At 71.5% G+C, this 19,090-nt stretch carries 17 protein-coding genes; 10 read left to right on the top strand and 7 right to left on the bottom strand.

Annotated features, from left to right (window positions below):
- Nucleotides 1-39 precede the first annotated feature (39 nt).
- Nucleotides 40-2,802, bottom strand: coding sequence for a penicillin acylase family protein (locus J5X86_RS07280; RefSeq protein ID WP_208515937.1), 2,763 nt, complete (start codon nt 2,800-2,802; stop codon nt 40-42).
- A gap of 234 nt (nt 2,803-3,036) precedes the next feature.
- Between J5X86_RS07280 and J5X86_RS07275 the strand changes: the two genes are divergently transcribed.
- The 5 genes from J5X86_RS07275 to mscL all read left to right on the top strand — a co-directional run bounded on the left by J5X86_RS07275 (nt 3,037) and on the right by mscL (nt 7,526).
- Nucleotides 3,037-4,542, top strand: coding sequence for a potassium/proton antiporter (locus tag J5X86_RS07275; RefSeq protein ID WP_208515936.1), 1,506 nt, complete (start codon nt 3,037-3,039; stop codon nt 4,540-4,542).
- 190 nt (nt 4,543-4,732) lie between these two features.
- Nucleotides 4,733-5,119 (top strand): FmdB family zinc ribbon protein, encoded by a 387-nt coding sequence (locus J5X86_RS07270; RefSeq protein WP_208515935.1) that lies wholly within the window; start codon nt 4,733-4,735, stop codon nt 5,117-5,119.
- A 97-nt stretch (nt 5,120-5,216) separates the two neighbouring features.
- Nucleotides 5,217-6,062 (top strand): S-methyl-5'-thioadenosine phosphorylase, encoded by an 846-nt coding sequence (locus J5X86_RS07265; RefSeq protein WP_208515934.1) that lies wholly within the window; start codon nt 5,217-5,219, stop codon nt 6,060-6,062.
- A 183-nt stretch (nt 6,063-6,245) separates the two neighbouring features.
- Nucleotides 6,246-6,926 (top strand): RcpC/CpaB family pilus assembly protein, encoded by a 681-nt coding sequence (locus tag J5X86_RS07260; protein ID WP_208515933.1) that lies wholly within the window; start codon nt 6,246-6,248, stop codon nt 6,924-6,926.
- 132 nt (nt 6,927-7,058) lie between these two features.
- Nucleotides 7,059-7,526, top strand: coding sequence for a large conductance mechanosensitive channel protein MscL (gene mscL / locus J5X86_RS07255; protein ID WP_119994601.1), 468 nt, complete (start codon nt 7,059-7,061; stop codon nt 7,524-7,526).
- A 7-nt stretch (nt 7,527-7,533) separates the two neighbouring features.
- Here mscL and J5X86_RS07250 read toward each other — a convergent pair whose 3' ends face one another.
- Together J5X86_RS07250 and J5X86_RS07245 are read right to left on the bottom strand one after the other, a co-directional pair.
- Complete coding sequence (locus tag J5X86_RS07250; protein ID WP_014054365.1) at nt 7,534-7,722, bottom strand: hypothetical protein; 189 nt, start codon at nt 7,720-7,722, stop codon at nt 7,534-7,536.
- 3 nt (nt 7,723-7,725) lie between these two features.
- Complete coding sequence (locus J5X86_RS07245) at nt 7,726-8,268, bottom strand: AMP-binding protein (RefSeq protein WP_240450673.1); 543 nt, start codon at nt 8,266-8,268, stop codon at nt 7,726-7,728.
- A 202-nt stretch (nt 8,269-8,470) separates the two neighbouring features.
- On the opposite strand from J5X86_RS07245, the gene J5X86_RS07240 reads away from it, so the two are divergent.
- Both J5X86_RS07240 and J5X86_RS07235 read left to right on the top strand, forming a co-directional pair.
- The gene (locus J5X86_RS07240; RefSeq protein WP_208515932.1) at nt 8,471-9,613 is read left to right on the top strand and encodes a P1 family peptidase; all 1,143 of its coding nucleotides are present in this window, start codon (nt 8,471-8,473) and stop codon (nt 9,611-9,613) included.
- Between the two features lie 89 nt (nt 9,614-9,702).
- Nucleotides 9,703-10,722 (top strand): FAD-dependent oxidoreductase, encoded by a 1,020-nt coding sequence (locus J5X86_RS07235; RefSeq protein ID WP_208515931.1) that lies wholly within the window; start codon nt 9,703-9,705, stop codon nt 10,720-10,722.
- Nucleotides 10,723-10,729: 7 nt separating this feature from the next.
- Here the strand turns inward: J5X86_RS07235 and J5X86_RS07230 are convergent, their stop codons facing one another.
- The 3 genes from J5X86_RS07230 to J5X86_RS07220 form a co-directional block, all read right to left on the bottom strand.
- Complete coding sequence (locus J5X86_RS07230; protein ID WP_208515930.1) at nt 10,730-12,847, bottom strand: fructose-specific PTS transporter subunit EIIC; 2,118 nt, start codon at nt 12,845-12,847, stop codon at nt 10,730-10,732.
- Nucleotides 12,848-12,931: 84 nt separating this feature from the next.
- A complete protein-coding gene (gene pfkB, locus J5X86_RS07225; RefSeq protein ID WP_208515929.1) occupies nt 12,932-13,876 on the bottom strand; it encodes a 1-phosphofructokinase in 945 nt (314 codons plus the stop codon).
- On the bottom strand, nt 13,873-14,634 hold the full coding sequence (locus tag J5X86_RS07220; protein WP_014054359.1) for a DeoR/GlpR family DNA-binding transcription regulator: 762 nt from the start codon (nt 14,632-14,634) through the stop codon (nt 13,873-13,875). Before J5X86_RS07220 ends, pfkB begins: the two co-directional genes overlap by 4 nt.
- 335 nt (nt 14,635-14,969) lie before the next feature.
- Between J5X86_RS07220 and J5X86_RS07215 the strand changes: the two genes are divergently transcribed.
- Nucleotides 14,970-15,707: a 3-oxoacyl-ACP reductase family protein gene (locus J5X86_RS07215; RefSeq protein ID WP_208515928.1), complete on the top strand. Its 738-nt coding sequence runs from the start codon at nt 14,970-14,972 to the stop codon at nt 15,705-15,707.
- 177 nt (nt 15,708-15,884) lie between these two features.
- On the opposite strand, the gene J5X86_RS07210 is transcribed toward J5X86_RS07215, so the two are convergent.
- A complete protein-coding gene (locus J5X86_RS07210) occupies nt 15,885-16,889 on the bottom strand; it encodes an RNA polymerase sigma factor RpoD/SigA (RefSeq protein WP_059148800.1) in 1,005 nt (334 codons plus the stop codon).
- Nucleotides 16,890-17,262: 373 nt separating this feature from the next.
- On the opposite strand from J5X86_RS07210, the gene J5X86_RS07205 reads away from it, so the two are divergent.
- Complete coding sequence (locus J5X86_RS07205) at nt 17,263-17,685, top strand: hypothetical protein (RefSeq protein WP_208515927.1); 423 nt, start codon at nt 17,263-17,265, stop codon at nt 17,683-17,685.
- A 214-nt stretch (nt 17,686-17,899) separates the two neighbouring features.
- Entirely contained in the window at nt 17,900-19,030 is a 1,131-nt protein-coding gene (locus tag J5X86_RS07200; protein ID WP_208515926.1) for a questin oxidase family protein, read from the top strand.
- The last annotated feature ends 60 nt before the right edge of the window (nt 19,031-19,090 follow it).

Genomic DNA, 19,090 nt, shown 5'->3' with positions numbered 1-19,090 from the left:
ACCGGGCCCTTCAGAGCCCCGCGCGGGGCTCCGGGGTCACTACGGGGTGAGCGCCAGCTCGTCCTCCGTCGACTTGTCCACGGCGCTCTTGTTGAACGCCCAGGGCAGCAGCTCGCCCTTCGCCCACTTCTCGGTCTGGTCCGTGTAGTGCGCGTTGTAGGCGTGGCCGGAGGCACCGGTGAGGTTGATCCAGCGCGACTTGTCGAGGTTGTCGAGGTTGACGACCATCCGCATCGACGGGACCCAGGTGACGTCGTAACCGCCCGCCGCGTTCCAGCCGGTGGCGTTGACCGCCGCCTCGCCTCCCGAGAGGTTCCACGGACCGCGGTTGAGGAGCCACTGCACCACGCCGGGGCCATCGGTGCCCAGGGTCTGGTTCTTCAGCGTCAGCCGGTGCAGCCGGCCCCAGCTCCAGCTGTTGATGTCCTTGCCCAGCTTGGCGGTGAGCTCGGATCGCGCGGCCCGCATGGCCTGCCCGAGCAGCTCGTCACGGTTGGTGGCGCCGGGCTTGTTGCGGGTGCCCGCCGTCTTCCACCAGTTGTTCTTCGGATCCTTGATGATGTCGCGCATGACCTCGTACCAGCGGTCGCCGCCGTCCGGCTGGGCCATGTCGGCGTCGCGCTTACCGCATTCGCGCACCAGCCGGGCGTTGCCGTTCAGGTCCTCCAGCGGACCCGAGTCGTCGGCCGGGCGCACCCGCAGGCACTCCCCCTTGACCCGCAGCTCCTTGGGGAGCTTGTCGCCGAAGGCCAGCTTGAGGGTGTTGCGCCAGACGGCGTTGAAGTACGCGGCGGCCGCCGAGTCCGAGTCCTGGGTGTAGTCCCAGCTCTCCAGCAGCTTCTGCGCCTGCCGTACGTAGTCGTCCTTGACGTCGATCTTCAGCAGATAGGGCGTCAGCACCTTGGCGATCTCGCTGCTGTTGTCCATCTGCAGGGACTGCATGTCGTCCGTGGAGATCTTCCCGCCGTCCTTGGTCTTCGACTCGATGAGGTCGGTGATGCGCTGGCTTCGCGCGCCGTACCCCCAGTCGTCGGTCAGCAGATACGGGTAGTTCTTCTTGTCCACGACGGCCTGGTTGGCGGTGACGATATAGCCGCGATCGGGGTTGAGCTCCCAGGGCAGCGCCGACTGCGGGATGTACTTGCTCCACTTGTAGCGCGAGTCCCAGCCGGGCGCCGGATAGCGGCCGTCGCCCCTGGAGCGGACCGGGATCTGGCCGGGCGCCTGGTAGCCGATGTTGCCCTTGGTGTCGGCGTAGATGAGGTTCTGGGAGGGGACCGCGAAGTCGCGGGCCGCCTTACGGAAGTCGCTGAAGTTCTTCGCGGTGTCCAGCTTGAAGACCGCGTCCATCGTGTTGGACGGGGTGAGCGCGGTCCACTTCAGCGCCACCGCGTAGCCGTCGCCGCGGTCGGGGGCCACATCATCGGCGCCGCTGCCCACCGGGGCGTCCTTGCCGACGGAGGTGAGCTCGTCATCGCGGTCGGAGACGATCGGGCCGTTGTTGGTGGTGCGGACGGTGATCGTCCGGCTCTTGCCGCCCGCGACCTTGATGGTCTCCTCGCGGGTGGTGAACGGGAGCTGCTTGCCGTCGTAGAGATAGCCGTTGTCGGTGACCTTCTCCAGGTACAGGTCGCTGACGTCGGCGCCCAGGTTGGTCATGCCCCAGCTGATGTCCTGGTTGTGACCTATGACCACGCCGGGCAGGCCGGCGAAGGTGAAGCCCGCCGCGTCGTACGGACAGGCGCTGGTGACCTGCTTGCAGTGCAGCCCCATCTGGTACCAGACGGACGGCAGCTGGGGCGCCAGGTGCGGGTCGTTGGCGAGCAGCGGCTTGCCGGTGGTCGTGTACTTGCCGGAGACGACCCACGAGTTGGAGCCGATACCGGTCCCGTTCGGGCCGAGCAGCGCCGGGACGTCGTCCAGGGTCTTGGAGAGCGAGGAGAGCTGGCTCTGCAGCCCCTGAGCGGCTCCGGTGGCCCCTCCGTCCGCCGTGCCGCCCGTACCGCTCGTGGAGCCCGCCGGGGTGGCCTTGGGGTCGAACTCGTCCGTCAGCTCGTTGACGCCGCCGCCCTGGACGATCGGCTTGTTCCGGCTGTACGGGTAGGACGGGTAGAGCTCATCTATCTGCTTGGCGCTGAGCCTGCTGGAGGCCAGGGCGCGGTCCACCTCGTCCTGCATATTGCCGCGCAGGTCCCAGGCCATCGCCTTGAGCCAGGCCAACGAGTCGACCGGGGTCCACTTCTCGGGCTTGTAGCCGTCGTTCTTGAAGTCCAGGGCCGCGTACTCGACGGACAGCGCATCGCCCTGGTGGTCCTTGAGATAGGCGTTGACGCCGTCGGAGTAGGCCCGCAGATACTTCTTGGTGGCGGGCGACACCTTGGTGTCGTACTCCTGCTTGGCCACCCGGTGCCAGCCCATGGTGCGCAGGAACGCGTCGGTCTCCACCTGGCCGGAACCGAACATCTCCGAGAGCCGCCCGGCCGTCATATGACGGCGGACGTCCATCTCCCAGAAGCGGTCCTGCGCCTGGACGAAGCCCTGGGCCCGGAAGAGGTCCTCGGAGGTACCGGCGTAGATCTGAGGTATCCCATAGCCGTCACGTTTGACCTGAACGGGGCCGGACAACCCCTTCAGCTGCAGCGATCCCGTGGTCTCCGGGAATGAGGCACGAACTGTACTGATGCTCCAGTACGCGCCGTAGCCGACGCCCCCGACGAGCAGCAGCACGACTGCGATCACGATCAGGCGGAGACGTCGGCTCTTCTTCTTTTTGGGAGAAGAGCCGGTTGTGTTGGCGGGCATCGCTGTCCTTCGAGGGGCAGGGTGAACCTGGAGTGCTGGAGCAACCATAGGCGCAGCGCTGTCGCCGCCCCTACGCGGAGTCATGACTGACGCTTCGCACCGGCCACCGACCGGGCTCGTACACCTCGGCGAAGGCTCCTCGTGGGAGGCTCGCGTCAAGATCCCGTAAAATGTTAGGTAAGGCAATGAAGTTCCGGTCGGCGGGGACCTGTTCGCAGCGTTCCCTCCGCTCCCGTGAGAAAGGGTCGGCCCCTGACTGTTCACCACCTCAATGAACTGCTGTTGATCTGCTCGCTCGTCCTGCTTTTCGCGGTGGTGGCCGTAAGGATCTCCTCGCACAGCGGGCTGCCCACGCTGCTGATCTATCTCGGGATCGGCGTCGCGATCGGCACGGACGGGATCGGCGTCACCTTCAACGACGCCGAGCTGACGCAGGTCCTCGGCTACGCCGCGCTGGTCGTCATCCTGGCCGAAGGCGGTCTCGGCACGAAGTGGGGCGAGATCAAACCCGCCCTGCCGGCGGCCGCCGTCCTGTCCACCGTGGGTGTCGCGGTGAGCGTGGGGCTCACCGCGACCGCAGGGCACTATGTGGTGGGACTGGACTGGCGGCAGGCGCTGATCATCGGCGCGGTGGTGTCGTCCACGGACGCGGCGGCGGTCTTCTCGGTGCTGCGCACGGTGCCGCTGCCCAAGCGGCTCACGGGCATCCTGGAGGCCGAGTCGGGCTTCAACGACGCCCCCGTGGTGATCCTGGTGGTCGCCTTCTCCAGCCAGGGCCACATGGAATCCTGGTACGCCCTGATCGGCACGATCGCCCTGGAGCTCGCGATCGGCGCGGTGATCGGCCTCGCGATCGGCTGGCTGGGCGCGTACGGCCTGCGGCATGTGGCGCTGCCCGCCTCGGGTCTGTACCCGATCGCGGTGATCGCCATCGCGGTGACCGCCTACGCGGGCGGTGCGCTGGCACACGGGTCCGGCTTCCTCGCCGTCTACCTCGCCGCGCTCCTTATGGGCAACGCACGGCTGCCGCACTGGCCGGCGACACGCGGCTTCGCCGAGGGGCTGGGCTGGCTCGCCCAGATCGGGATGTTCGTCCTGCTGGGACTGCTGGTCACCCCGCATGAGCTGGGCGATGACGTCCTGCCCGCCCTGGCTGTCGGACTGGTGCTGACCGTGGTGGCCCGGCCGGTGTCGGTCCTGCTCAGCACGGCGCCGTTCCCGCTGCTCTGGCGGGAGAAAGCACTGCTGTCCTGGGCCGGGCTGCGCGGGGCGGTGCCGATCGTCCTGGCGACCATCCCGGTGGTCAGCGATGTGCCCGGCAGCAGCCGGATCTTCAACATCGTCTTCGTGCTGGTGATCGTCTACACCCTGGTCCAGGGGCCGACGCTGCCCTGGCTCGCCACCCGGCTGCGGCTCGAGGAACCCGAGCCGGCCGACCTGGGCATCGAGTCGGCGCCCCTGGAGCGGCTGCGCGGCCATCTGTTGTCGGTGTCGATCCCCCAGGCGTCCAAGATGCACGGCGTCGAGGTCGGCGAGCTGCGGCTGCCCACGGGAGCCGCGGTCACGCTGGTGGTCCGGGGCGGGAACAGCTTCGTACCGCTGCCCTCGACGATGCTGCGGCGCGGTGACGAGCTGCTCGTGGTGGCCACGGACCCGGTGCGCGACGCGGCGGAACGGCGGCTGCGGGCGGTGGGCCGGGGCGGCAAGCTGGCGGGCTGGCTGGGCACGGGAGCGGGCTGAGGGGGCGGGAGCGGGGGCCCGCCGGGGGCCCGCGAGGGCCCGGAACGAGAGCCGGGAGTGGGAGCCGGGAGCGGGCCTCGGACGGTGGGTTCGATCACCGTATATCCCGTCCCAGTGGACTGACGCGCAGGAATACTGCACTATGGAGCGTCGTTAGCACTCATTGAGTGAGAGTGCCAGGAGGAAGAACGTGCCGACCTACCAGTACCAGTGCACCGAGTGCGGCGAGGGCCTCGAGGCGGTGCAGAAGTTCACCGACGACGCGCTCACCGAGTGCCCCAACTGCGAGGGACGCCTGAAGAAGGTGTTCTCCGCGGTCGGCATCGTGTTCAAGGGCTCCGGGTTCTACCGGAACGACAGCCGCTCCTCTTCCAGCAGCACGAGCGGCGGTTCCAGCAAGCCGGCGGCGAAGAGCGACAGCTCCGACTCGTCGTCTTCCTCGTCTTCGTCCTCGTCCTCGGACTCTTCTTCCTCGTCCTCCTCCTCGACGTCTTCGTCGTCGGGGTCTTCGTCGTCCTCGGCGCCCTCCTCGTCTTCGTCGTCTTCGTCGTCTTCGTCGTCGAGTTCGGCCGCCTGACCCGGCCACCTCTCTTCGGCTTCATCGGCACCCCGCCGCCTCCACCGGGAGGAGGCGGGGTGTCGTTCGTGCGGACGCGGGTGGCTAGGGTGATCGCATGGTCGAGACCAGCAGGCAAGCAGACATAGGGGTCATCGGGGGATCGGGGTTCTACACGTTCCTCGACGACGTGACCGAGATCACTGTGGAGACTCCCTATGGGGCGCCGAGCGACTCGCTCGTCCTCGGCGACATCGAGGGGCGACGGGTCGCCTTCCTCCCGCGGCACGGCCGCAAGCACCACCTGCCGCCGCACCGCATCAACTACCGCGCCAACCTCTGGGCCCTGCGCTCGCTCGGGGTGCGGCAGGTCTTCGGCCCGTGCGCGGTGGGCGGGCTGCAGCCGGAGTACGGACCTGGAACGCTGCTCGTCCCCGACCAGCTGGTGGACCGCACGAAGGCGCGTACGCAGACCTACTTCGACGGCGAGCCGCTGCCGGACGGCCGGATTCCGAACGTGGTGCACACCACCTTCGCCGACCCGTACTGCCCGGTGGGGCGGAAGACGGCCGTGGACGCGGCACGCGGACGCGGCTGGGAGCCGGTGGACGGCGGGACGATGTGCGTGATCGAGGGGCCGCGCTTCTCCACCCGGGCCGAATCGCGCTGGCATGCGGCGCAGGGCTGGTCGGTGGTCGGCATGACGGGCCACCCGGAGGCGGTGCTCGCCCGTGAACTGGGGCTCTGCTACACGTCGTTGACGCTGGTCACCGACCTGGACGCGGGGGTGGAGACCGGTGAGGGCGTCACCCACACCGAGGTGCTGAAGGTCTTCGGGGAGAACGTGGGCCGACTGCGTGAGGTGCTCTTCGACGCAGTGGGCAAGCTGCCGGAGACCTCCGCGCGGGACTGCCTGTGCACCCACGCCCACGACGGCTGGGACCTGGGGATCGAGCTTCCGTAGGGGCGGTGCGGGGTGGACGGGTAGACGCGCACGGCGGCCACTGTGGGGCGGGTGTCGCTCGCCTGGGTGACCGAGTTGTCCACAGCCCGGTGGCCGTCCACAGGCCCGAGCGGGATCGGGTGGGGGCGGGCATGGTGAGGGGGCCAGAAGCACTCGGTCCCTCACGGCAGGCGGTGATGTGCCATGTCCCATCCGTCCCCCACCCTCGCGTTACCCCGCTCCGCTCCCCCGGTCCGTGCGGTGCCCCGCTTCGATCCGGTGCGCACCGAGCGCTCCGGCGGATTCCGGCTGCGGCGGGCCGTGCGGCGGCGGCGCCGCGCGATGGCGGCCGGGCTGGCGCTGACGGCCGCCGCACTCGCGGCCGCGGCACCGCCCGGCCGGGGCCACACGGACGCGGAGTCCTCGCGGGCGCCCGCTCCGGCAGGCGAGGAGCGGCGGGGCGGCCCGCGCCCCGCCATGGTGTCGGCACCGGTCCGGATCGCCGACGCGGCGGCGGTGCGGCTGCTGCACCCCGGCGACCGGGTGGATGTGCTGGCCACCCCGCTCCCGGACGCCGCACGGACCGGGTCGTCCGGTGCTACGGCACGGGTGGTCGCACGTGGGGTCCGGGTGGTCGAGGTGCCGGGATCCAGGAGCGGCCCCGCGGCGGGCGGCCGCTCGGCGGACGGTGGGACCGACGGCGGTGCGCCGGAGGCCGGTGCGGGGGTGGATGCGAGCGGTGACGGCGACGGAGCGCTGGACGGAGACAGCACGCTGGACGGCGGCGGGGCGCTGGTGGTGCTGACGGTTCCGCGAGCGGACGCCACCGCCCTGGCCGGGGCCGCGGCCGGCTCCCGACTGGCGGTGACGCTATGCCGCTGCTGACTCCCCCGACTCCCCTGATGCCCCTCTCACCTGCGGGTGTAGGTTGCGGAACCGTCCGCTCCAGCACCGACGCGGCGAGAGAGAGGCAGTGGGTTGAGCCAGGAGAAGGTAACCGAGGAGAAGAAGAGCGTCATGGAAGGGTTCAAAGCCTTCCTGATGCGCGGCAATGTGATCGATCTGGCCGTCGCGGTCGTCATCGGAGCCGCCTTCACCGCCGTCGTGAACTCGATAGTGAAGGGCCTCATCAACCCCATAGTCGGAGCCTTCGGCACGAAGGATCTCGAGAAGTACCGCTCCTGCCTCGAGGCGCCCTGCGAGACCAACGCCGCTGGCGATATCGTCCACGGCATTCCGATCCTCTGGGGAAGCGTGCTCTCGGCCGTGCTGACCTTCCTGATCACCGCGGCGGTGGTGTACTTCCTGATGGTGCTGCCGATGTCGCGCTATCTGGCGCGCAAGGCCGCCAAGGAGGCGAAGGCGGAGGAGGAGCAGGCCGTCGCGGAGGCCGAGGAGATCCTTCTGCTGCGCCAGATCCGCGACGAGCTGGTGGCGCAGCGCGGCGCCGCCGTCGACGGTGGCGGCAGCGGCTCCAGCGCCTAGGGAGCCGTCAGAGGTGGTGGGGCGGCTTCTCGTCGAGGAACCGGGCCAGACCAGCGGCATCGTCGGCGCTGTCACCGCCGGGAACCCGCTCACCCCACCCGTGGTCCGTATCGTCCGATGACCGCTGCGCCAATGGATCGTCGAAGATCAGCGCGGCGGCCGGATCGCGCGGTCCAGGGGCAGGGGCGGTGTTCATGCCTCAAGAGTACGGCCCGGGCAGCGGCTCGGTGTATCGGCCGAGCTCGTCGTGCCACCACAGGTCACGCCCGGGCGTCCAGGACACCGGGCAGGCGAGCCGGTGGACGACCAGCACGGACCGCACCCCGGGGCAGCCGGCCAGCGCCCGGTCGACCTGCCGCTTGAGCGGCTGCAGCTCCCCGCGGTGCTGCCCGGCGTCCGCAGTGATGACGACCTTCGCGTCGACCTCCCTGATCCGCTCACGCAGCTCATGGGGGCGCAGCCCCACGGGGAGGCTGGCGCGGACGACGTCGAGCCGTCCGCAGGCGAGCGTGGCGATCACTGACTCGGGCACCAGCGGCAGATGGACCGCCACCCGGTCCCCGGCGCGGACGCCGAGCCGGGTGAGTGCGGCGGCGGCCCGCGCCGCCTGGTCGAGCAGCTCGGCATGGGTGAGCTCCTCGGTGCAGTCCGGCTCGCTGATCCAGCGGAGGGCGACCCGGGCGGCCCGCCGAGTGTCGGCGGCCAGTGTCGGGAGCTCCTCCGTCCGAGACGTACGGGGCACGGCGGTCTTCTTTCGGACGGGGGCGAACGGCATACAGCCCAGACTGCTGTCACGCCATCAACGTCTGATGAACGCCCTCTATATGAGAGGTCCTCATCCCGTCCTGGGGCCTTCGCCGGCGATCGCGGGCGGGCGGACAAGGGAGTGGTTCGCGCCTCGGCACCCGACCATGCCATGGCTTCCCGTGCTACGCATAGCTTCCATGGATGCCGAGCGGACAAACTCCGAATCAACCCCCACCGGTCCGGCCGACGGTCTGACGGATGTCCACGGACTGCGGGTGGGCCATGCCCAGCGGTCCGGTGGCGGCCGGTTGACCGGGACGACCGTGGTGCTGGCCCCCGAGGGCGGTGCGATCGCCGCGGTCGATGTGCGCGGCGGTGGTCCCGGTACCCGGGAGACCGATGCCCTCGATTCGAGGAATCTGGTCCAGCGCGTCGATGCCATCGTGCTGACCGGCGGCAGCGCGTTCGGGCTCGACAGCGCCTCGGGGGTGGCCTCCTGGCTGGAGGAGCACGGCCGGGGCTTCCGGGTCGGTCCCGATCCGGCGCAGGTCGTTCCGGTGGTCCCGGCCGCCGCCCTCTTCGACCTGGGCCGGGGCGGCTACTGGCGGGCCCGCCCGGACGCCGCGCTGGGGCGCGAGGCGATCGAGGCGGCGGCCGGTTCGGAGGCCGGGGCGCCAGTCGCGCAGGGCAATGTGGGGGCGGGCACGGGCGCGGTGGCCGGTGGGCTCAAGGGCGGCACCGGTTCGGCCTCCACGGTGCTGCCGTCCGGCGTCACGGTGGCCGCGCTGGCGGTGGTCAACGCCGTGGGATCGGTCGTCGATCCCGGTACGGGTGTGCTGTACGGGGAGCACTACGCGCCGTCGGACGAGGGCGGGCCCCGCAGGCCCGGTGCGGCCGAGCACGCGGAGGCGATGCGCCGGCTGACCGCCGCACGGGCCGAATCGGAGCGGCGGCAGGCCGCGTCGGTGCGGCCTCCGCTGAACACCACGCTGGCCGTGGTCGCCACCGATGCCGTGCTCACCCGGGCCCAGGCGCACAAGCTGGCGGGTACGGCGCATGACGGTTTGGCACGGGCCGTCCGGCCGGTGCATCTGCTCTCCGACGGCGACACGGTCTTCGCCCTGGCCACCTGCGGGCGCCCGCTGATACCGGAGGGCGGCCCCGAGGGCTCCGAGGATCCGGCGTTCGGGGTGCACCGGGAGAGCGGCGCGCTGAACGAGGTGCTGGCGGCCGGGGCGGATGTGCTGACCCGGGCGGTGGTCAAGGCGGTGCTCGCGGCGGAAACCGTGGACGGCCCGGGCGGTGTCTTCCCCGCGTACCGGGATCTTTACAGCCGCTGATCCGGCCCGTTGCTCGCCCGACCGGAGGGAAGGAAGCGTCCGGCCGGGCGAGAAACGGGCCGGAGAGACGGAGAGAAGGGGGGCTTCACATGGACACCGATCTGCTGATCGTCGGGGGTGGCCCGGCGGGCTGCGCCGCCGCCGTGATGGCGGCGAGCGTAGGGATGCGCTCGGTGCTGATCGAGTCGGGCGACGCGGTGTGCGGGGCGCTGCGGCGCATCCCGGTGGTGAGCAATGTCCTCGGAGTCGCGGGCGGCCCGGATCTGGCAGCGGCGATCGAGGCCGATCTGGCGCGATGTGATCTGTGCCGGGTGGAGTTGGACAGCCGCGCCACGCTGATCGATGCCTTCGACGACCGCGTCGAGGTCTCGGTCCAGCCCGTGGCGCCGGTGGGGTCCGCGCGGGGGCCTGGAGCGCGGCTGACCGCTCCGTATGTGGTCGTCGCCACGGGGGTCGGGCCGCTGGGTCCTGAGGGCGCCGGATGGCTCGGGGGCGTGGCGGGCCGGGCGCTGCCGCCGCTGTGGGAGGCGGATCCGGCGGCGATCGACGACCGGACGGTGCTGGTCCTGGGCGCGGACCGCCCCCTGGGCACCGTGGCGCGGGCTCATCCGGAGCTGAGGACCCGCTTTGTGGTGGCGTATCCGCCCGAGGACGCCTACAAGACCGAGGAGATCCGGCGGGACTCGCGGGTGGAGCTGGTGGCCGTGCGGCGGTTGGAGTTGGGGCCCACCTCGGCACCGGTCACCGCCGAGGTCTGGACGGTGGAGGGCGAGCGGCGGGTCCTCACGGCCGATCTCGCCTTCCTCAACCTGGGCAGCGCCCCGGCGCCCCCGGCCGGGGCCGTGGCCGCCGACCGGTCCGGGTACTGCCCTCCCGGGAGCCAGCACCCGAGGGTCTTCACCGCCGGTGATCTGCGGTCGGCTCGCTTCCAGCGGATCGCGACCGCCATGGGGTCGGGTGGCGAGGCCGCGCTCGGCGCCTACTACGCCTCGCGCGGCCTGCCCACGAAGACCGGGGATCTGTCCACGGAGACCGGCGGCCCGCCCACGCAGACCGGCGGCCCGCCCATGGACGTGGGCGGGCCGCCGGACCCGGCAGGGGGTGGTTGAGATGCGGTCAGGCCGCGACCGCCACCTTCGACTCGTCCTCGGTGGTACCGCCCGGGGCGGCCTTGCCACCCGCCTGGCCGGTGACCTCCGCCTCCGCCGTCTTCCGCAGCCCCTTGAGGAAGACCACCAGACCGGCCGAGACCACCGTGCCCGCCACGATGGCCAGCAGGTAGAGGAACGGCTCGCCGATCAGCGGGACCACGAAGATGCCGCCGTGCGGGGCGCGCAACGTGCAGTCGAAGGCCATCGACAGCGCACCGGTGACGGCACCGCCCACCATCGACGAGGGGATCACCCGCAGCGGATCCGCCGCGGCGAACGGAATGGCGCCCTCAGTGATGAAGGAGGCACCCAGCACCCAGGCGGCCTTGCCGTTCTCCCGCTCGGTCTTGGTGAACAGCCGTCCGCGCACGGTGGTGGCGAGGGCCAGTGCCAGCGGCGGGACCATACCGGCGGCCATCACCGCGGCCATGATCTTGAGGCTTCCGGTGGAGGGGTCCGACACCGCGATACCGCCGGTCGCGAAGGCGTATGCCACCTTGTTGACCGGACCGCCGAGGTCGAAGCACATCATCAGGCCGAGGAGGACGCCGAGACCAATGGCGTTGGCGCCGGAGAGGCCGTTGAGCCAGTCGGTCATCGCCTCCTGCGCGGAGGCGATGGGCTTGCCGATCACCACGAACATCAGGACGCCGACGATCGCCGAGGAGATCAGCGGGATCACCACCACCGGCATGATGCCGCGCAGCGCCGCCGGGACCTTGAACCGCTGGATGCCCATGACGACCGCGCCCGCGATCAGACCCGCGACCAGACCGCCGAGGAATCCGGCCTTGATGGTGGTCGCGATGTAGCCGCCCACGAAACCGGGGACCAGACCCGGCCGGTCGGCCATGCCGTAGGCGATATAGCCCGCCAGGACCGGCACCAGGAAGGTGAACGCCGCACTGCCGATCTGGAAGAGCAGCGCAGCCCAGCTGCTGGTCTCGGCCCAGACGAAGTGGTCCGCCACCGACTTGGCACTCGCGATCTCGTAACCGCCGATCGCGAAGGCGAGCGCGATCAGCAGACCGCCCGCGGCGACGAACGGGACCATGTAACTGACGCCCGTCATCAGCCACTTGCGCAGCCGGGTGCCGAAGCCGTCACCGGCAGGACCGTCCTCGTCCATCGGCGCCGAGCGCCCCGCCGAGCCGTCGGCCGGTGCGCCGACCTCGCCGCGTGCGGCCTTCGCACGCGCCTCGGCGATGAGTTCGGCGGGGCGGTTGATGCCCGCCTTCACTCCGACGTCCACTGTCGGCTTGCCCGCGAAGCGGGCCTTGTCCCGGACCTCCACATCGTGGGCGAAGACCACCGCGTCGGCGGCGGCGATGGTGGCCGCGGGGAGCTTGTCGAATCCGGCCGACCCCTGGGTCTCGACCACCAGCTCGACACCGGCCTCGCGACCGGCGTTCTCCAGCGCCTCGGCGGCCATATAGGTGTGGGCGATACCGGTCGGGCAGGACGTGACGGCGACGATCCGGAAGGGGGCCACCGGCTCCGAGTCGGTGGCCTCAGCAGCGGCAGGCTCAGCGGTGGCGGGCTCAACGGTGACGGGCTCACCTGTTCCGGCGGGCTCCTCGGCCCCCTTCGGCGCGGCTCCCGTTCGCTCGGCCTCCGTCCCCTCAGCGGCGGGTGCGCTCTGCTCCTCGCCGCGGATCAGGGCGGCCGCCCGTTCGGGCCGGTCGGCCGAGCGCAGCGCATCGGTAAAGTCGGCGTTCATCAGCTGCCGCGCCAGGCTCGACAGGATGGTCAGATGGTCGCTGTCCGCGCCCGCCGGGGCGGCGATCAGGAAGATCAGATCGGCCGGCCCGTCCGCCGCGCCGAAGTCGATCCGGGCCGCGCTGCGCCCGAAGGCCAGAGTCGGCTCGGTGACATGTGCGCTGCGGCAGTGGGGTATGCCGATGCCGCCGTCCAGGCCGGTCGGCATCTGCTCCTCGCGCGCCGCCACATCGGCGAGAAAGCCGTCGAGGTCGGTGACCCGGCCGGCCGCGACCATGCGTTCGGCGAGCGACCGGGCGGCGGCTTCCTTGGTGTCGGCGGACAGGTCAAGGTCGACCAGATCCGCGGTGATCAGCTCACTCATCTCGCGGCTCCCTTGTGTGCGATGCCGCCCTGGGGGAGGCGGGCGGACGGAGTGGGGATTGGGGGTGGGAGTGGGGACGGCCGGTCACGCGGGCTCCTTGAGCACACGGTCCAGCGGGATATCCGCCGTCGTGACGACGGCGGACGGATCGAGGTCGGCCGGGGTCGGCATGGCGCTGCCCGGCAGCTGCACCGCGGCCGCCCCGTGGGCCACGGCCGAGGCGAGTGCGGCGGGCCCGGCGCCGCCCGCCGCGAGGAATCCGGCGAGCGAGGCGTCGCCCGCGCCGACATTGCTGCGCACGGCGGCGACCCGCGCGGTGCCGAAGTAGGCGCCCGTCTCGTCGACCAGCAGCTGACCGTCGGCGCCCAGGCTGGCCAGCACGGCGCGGGCACCGAGCCCGCGCAGCTCCTCGGCCGCCTTGACCGCCTCGCCCACGGTGGCCAGCGGACGGCCCACGGCCTGGGCCAGCTCCTCGGCGTTGGGCTTCACCACATCGGGACGCTCGCGCAGGGCGGCGGTCAGCGAGGGGCCGGAGGTGTCCAGGGCGATCCGGGCGCCCGCCCGGTGGGCCCGCGCCACCAGCTCGGCGTACCACTCGGGCGCGAGCCCGCGGGGCAGGCTGCCGCAGCAGGCGATCCAGTCGGCGCTCTCGGCGCTCGTCCGGACGGCCTCCAGCACCGCCTCGGCCTCGGCGTCGCTCAGCTCGGGCCCGCCCGCGTTGAGCTTGGTGAGGGTGCCGTCCGGTTCGGCCACGGAGATGTTGACCCGGGTCGAGCCCGCCACGGGCACACCCGCCGCCTCGATGCCCAGCTCCCCCAGCAGCCGTGCGAGCAGCGCTCCCTCCGGTCCGCCGAGCGGCAGCACGGCCACCGTGCGATGCCCCGCGGCGGCCACGGCACGCGAGACATTGACGCCCTTGCCGCCGGGGTCGACCCGGTCGGCCGTGGCCCGCAGCACGGCGCCGCGCTCCAGCGCGGGGATCTCGTACGTACGGTCCAGGCTGGGGTTGGGGGTGACGGTGAGAATCATGCGCGTGCCACTTCCGTGCCCTGACGCTCGATGGCCAGGGCGTCCTGCGGGCTGAGCCCGGTGTCCGTGATGAGCAGATCGACATCGTCGAGGCCGCCGAACCGGGCGAAGTGCTCCCGGCCGAACTTGGCGGAGTCCGCGAGCAGTACCACCCGCCGGGCCGCCGCGATCATGGCGCCCTTGACGGCGCCCTCCGCGAGATCGGGTGTGGTGAGCCCGCCGTCCAGCGAGAAGCCGTTGGTGGCGAGGAAGACCACATCGGCCTTGATCTCGCCGTAGCCGCGCAGCGCCCATGCGTCCACGGCGGCCCGGGTGCGGTGGCGGACCCGTCCGCCGACGAGGTGCAGCGCGATACCGGGGTGGTCGGCCAGACGGGCGGCGACCGGCAGGGCGTGGGTGACGACGGTGAGCTTGGCCTCCAGCGGGAGGGCGGCGGCGAACCGGGCCGCCGTCGAGCCCGCGTCGATGATCACGCTGCCGTCGGACGGCAGCTCGGCGATGGCGGCCCGCGCGATGCGGTCCTTCTCATCGGCGGCGGTGGACTCGCGCTCGGCGAGATCGGGCTCGAAGTCCAGACGGCCGGCCGGGATGGCGCCCCCGTGCACACGGCGGACGAGCCCCGCCCGGTCGAGGGTGCGCAGATCACGCCGCACGGTCTCGGCGGTGACCTGGAACTCCTCGGCGAGGGACAGGACATCCACCCGCCCGCTTTCACGGGCGAGCCGGAGAATCTCCTGCTGACGCTCCGGTGCGTACATGTGGGTTTACGTCCCTTCCATGCCCGAACCTGTGATTTCGCGGCCAGATTACGTGGGCGATGCCGGAAAGTAAACAGACTCGGGCACGAAACGAACCCGACCGGGCATGGACGGGTCGCGATCGCTCAGCGGTCGCCCAGCGATCGCTCAGCGACCTCCCTCGGCTGCCTGCTTCGGACCACTGCCGCCGAGCGCGCCCACCCCGCGCATCGCCGCAGCGCACCGTCCGTATCCCGCCGGACTTCGGCGACCCGCCCGACCAGGATCGACTCATGTCCGCGTCACCAAGACGGACCACCGCACAGCGGAATTTTCCCCGCATACAAGGAGAAAACATGACACTCGACGGCAAGGCAGCCCTGGTCACCGGCGGCAGCCGGGGCATCGGCGAGGCCGTGGCGATCCGGCTCGCCGAGGACGGCGCCGATGTCGCCCTGACCTACCACAGCCAGGCCGAACGCGCGGCGGACGTAGTCGACCGCATCAAGGCGCTCGGCCGTCGCGCCTGGGCGGTGCGGGTCGACGGCGCCGACGCGCAGGCGCTGCGCGCCGCCGTGGAGGGGGCCGCCGCCGAGTTCGGCCGACTGGACATCCTGGTCAACAACGCGGGCGTCGGCGCCCTCGGCCCCCTCGCCGAGCTGTCGCTGGAGGATGTGGACCAGGTCCTCGCCGTGAACGTCCGGGCGCCGTTCCTCATGGCGCAGGCAGCCGCCGCGCATATGGCCGACGGCGGGCGGATCATCAACATCGGCAGCTGTATGGCCGAGCGCGTCGCCTTCCCCGGCGGCAGCCTCTACGCGACCAGCAAGACCGCGCTCACCGGCCTCACCAAGGCCCTGGCCCGTGAGCTCGGCCCGCGCGGGATCACGGCCAACCTGGTCCACCCCGGTCCGGTGGACACCGATATGAACCCGGCGGACGGCGAGAGCGCCGCGCTCCAGAGCGGCTTCACCGCACTCGGCCGCTACGGCCGTCCGACGGAGATCGCGGCGACCGTGGCCCATCTCGCGGGCGACAGCAGCCGCTACATCACCGGGGCGTCGATCGCCGTGGACGGCGGCTTCGCCGTCTGACCGCCCGGCCCCGGCCCGCAACCGACCCCGACCACACCACAGGCACACCACAGCCACACCACACGGGCGGCCCGCACCCGGACACAAGCGAGCCCCGGCGCCAGGGGGGAGGCGCCGGGGCTCGGTCCATGGGTTGGAGAGGGTCTGGTGGCGGCTGGAGTCTGCTGTCCTGAGAACTCAAGCCGCTGCGTCGAAACCGGTCTGGCGGGCCATCTTCTTCAGCTCAAGCAAGGCATGCTTCTCGATCTGGCGGATGCGCTCACGCGTGAGGCCATGCTGCTTGCCGACCTCGGTCAGGGTGCGCTCCCGGCCGTCGTCGATGCCGTACCGCGCCTTGATGATGGAGGCGGTGCGGTCGTCGAGGCGGCCGATCAGGTCCTCCAGCTCCTCGCTGCGCAGCAGTGTCATCACCGACTGCTCGGGCGAAACGGCCGAGGTGTCCTCCAGCAGATCGCCGAACTGGGTCTCCCCTTCGTCGTCGACCGACATGTTCAGACTGACCGGGTCGCGGGCCCAGTCGAGCACATCCGAGACCCGCTCCATGGTGGAGCCGAGCTCCTCGGCGATCTCGGCGTGCTCCGGCTCGCGGCCGTGCTCACGGTTGAACTCCCGCTGCACCCGGCGGATCCGACCGAGCTCCTCGACCAGGTGGACGGGCAGCCGGATCGTACGGGACTGGTCCGCGATCGAGCGCGTGATGGCCTGACGGATCCACCACGTGGCATAGGTCGAGAACTTGAACCCCTTGGTGTAGTCGAACTTCTCCACCGCGCGCACCAGGCCCGCGTTGCCCTCCTGGATCAGGTCGAGCAGGGGCAGCCCACTGCGCGGATAGCGGCGCGCCACAGCCACGACGAGGCGCAGGTTGGAGCGGATGAAGATGTCCTTGGCGCGGGCACCTTCGGTGGCTATCGCCTCCAGCTCCTCGCGGCTCGCACCTGCGGCAGGGGCCTCCTCAACCTCGCCGTCCAGGATCTGCTGGGCATACACCCCCGCTTCGATGGACTGGGACAGCTCGACCTCCTTCGCCGCGTCCAGCAGCGGGGTACGAGCGATCTCGTCGAGATACATGCCGACCAGGTCGCGATCGGCGATCTCCCCGCCTGAGGCGCGAACGCTGTTGGCCCCATCAGCGCCACCAGCGGCGGCGGACTGATTACGGGCGACGGCACGGGTTGCCATGCGTGCTCCCTTACAGATGGATCGGGCGCGGACTATGGACGGACCCTCCGGTGTCGGGTGCCCCGTCCGAAGGAAACAACGACTGGAATCAGGACAGAATTCCCATCAGGCCCCCACCTTTTTACGATCATGCAGTATCCTGTCCACCCACACCGGGGTCAGCGCACTGCCGAAGCGGCGGGAAGCGCAGGTCAGACCCCCTGTGCCGCCGCCTTCTACGGCTCTCCCGCCCGTCTCTCATCCGTCAAGACGAATCTCGCGGGCTCCCGGTTGCCCGGATGGCCCATCGCGCCGGGTTGCCCGGCCCTCCGCATGGGTGTGCGCTGGAAAGTGACAGGTCAGGGCGGGGACGCGGCGACGAGGAGGTTCGGTCATGAATGCCCCCACAGCCCCGGTGAGCCACCGCCACCATCCGCGGCCGCGGCTCCACCTCCCACCGCACCCCTCCGCCTCCTGGGGCATCCCCGTCGTTCTGGCGGTGCTCTTCGGCGGCTGGGTGATGTTCGTGGACCACAATCAAGGCTCCACCATCCCCGCGTCCGCCGTCCTCGGCGTGGTGTCGGCGGTGGTGGTCGGGGCGCTCTGTTACGCCCTCGGCAGGATGACGCCGGGCCTGATGCCGGAGATCCGGGCCATGCTCTACGGGACACTCCTCGGCTGTGCGCTCGGCTTTCTGCACGCCGTGAGCGGAGGCTCGGTGTACCGGTCCGCGGGGATCGGGCTCGGGGCGGGGCTCGCGATGATGGGCATAGTGTTCTACGTCTTCCACGCACGGGAGGAGCGCCCTCCGCGGTAGCCCGTAACGCCGCAGCCCGTAACCCGCCGTAGCCCGTAACCCGCCGTAGCCCGGTAGCCCGGTAGCCGGCCGCAGCCCTCCGTAGTCCCCCGGCCCAGACCTCCGACCGAGGTCCCCGGCCCTCCCGCCCCGGCCCCGGCTTAGGTCGTTGGTCCCCGCACGCTTCCGTCCCCGGCCCGATTCGGGGCCGCCCCGCCCTCCCTAGCGTGAGGCCATGACAGACGACACGAGTGGAACCCTCGACGAAGCCCTCGAGCGACTGCATGCCTCAGGCCCCGAGCATGAGGGATGGCTGAGCAATCACGCGCCGATGGCCGTGGAGGCGCTGGTGCGTCATGGCCAGGGGCGCACCGTGCATCGGTGGCTGGACCGCTATCGCGACAAGCTGGAGGAGATGCCGGGCTCATACGCCCGGATCACCGAGGAGAACTGGCACGAGGCGCTCGGCGATCCACGCCGTCTCGCCGACTGGCCCGCCTACTTCGACCGGGAGCTCGCCGACCGCCCCTGGCGGGACGTGCTCGCCGCGTGGTGGCCTCGGCTGCTGCCGGGCATCGCCGGCGGCGCGACGCATCCGGTGATCCGCGTCGGCCACGCCGTACGGACCCTCCTGGACGACCCGGGCACCACGACCGCTCCCCGCACCGCCGAACTGGCCCACGCCCTCGGCTACTGGGCCGCCCGGCACGCCCCGCTGCCGCCGCTCCGGCAGCAGCCGGGCCCTGTCTCCGGGTCGGCGGCCGACGCGCTGGCCGCCGTGGAGCCGGTCGCGGACCAGAGCGGTGGCATACGGGCGCGGCTGGCCCGGCTCACCGCCTTCCCCACCTGGCCGCCCGCCCCGCAGCCCGGTCAGCCGACCTCCCCGCGGCCCGGTCAGCCGACCGCCCCGCAGCCCACCGGCCGGACGACCGCCCCCGACGCCGCCGACCCACCGGAAGAGGCGCGCCGGCGGCTGACCGAGCTCGTGCGGGCCGCGACCCATCGCTACGCCACCCACGGACACGGCGAACCGGTCATGCTGGTCCACGCCGCGACAGCGCCCAACGCCGTACTGCGCGTCCTGCCCGCGCTGCCGCGCGAGCTGTGGGCGCCGAGTCTGGACGCGGCGTGGGCGGCGAGCGCCGCGGTCACGGCGGTGTACGCGCCGCGGGAGCCGCTCCCGGCCGACCGGCTGCCGTCCACGGCAGGCGTCACCCCCGAGGAGGTCTTCGCCCGCGCCGCCGCGCACGGCGATGAGCACGCCATCAAGCTCACCGACACCGCCCTCGATGTCGCCCAGGGCCCGGACGCCATGGCCCTGGCCGCGGCACTCCACGCCTGCGCGATGATCGACCCGGCGCTCTGAGACGGGCACGAGCCGGTCCGTACCCGACGGGCCGGTCCGTCCCCACCCAGGCCCACCCCC

It is taken from the genome of Streptomyces sp. NEAU-YJ-81 (assembly GCF_017592595.1).
Lineage (GTDB): Bacteria > Actinomycetota > Actinomycetes > Streptomycetales > Streptomycetaceae > Streptomyces > Streptomyces hygroscopicus_B.
Note: the sequence above shows the minus strand (reverse complement) of the source record. Positions and strands in the feature narration are given on the sequence as shown.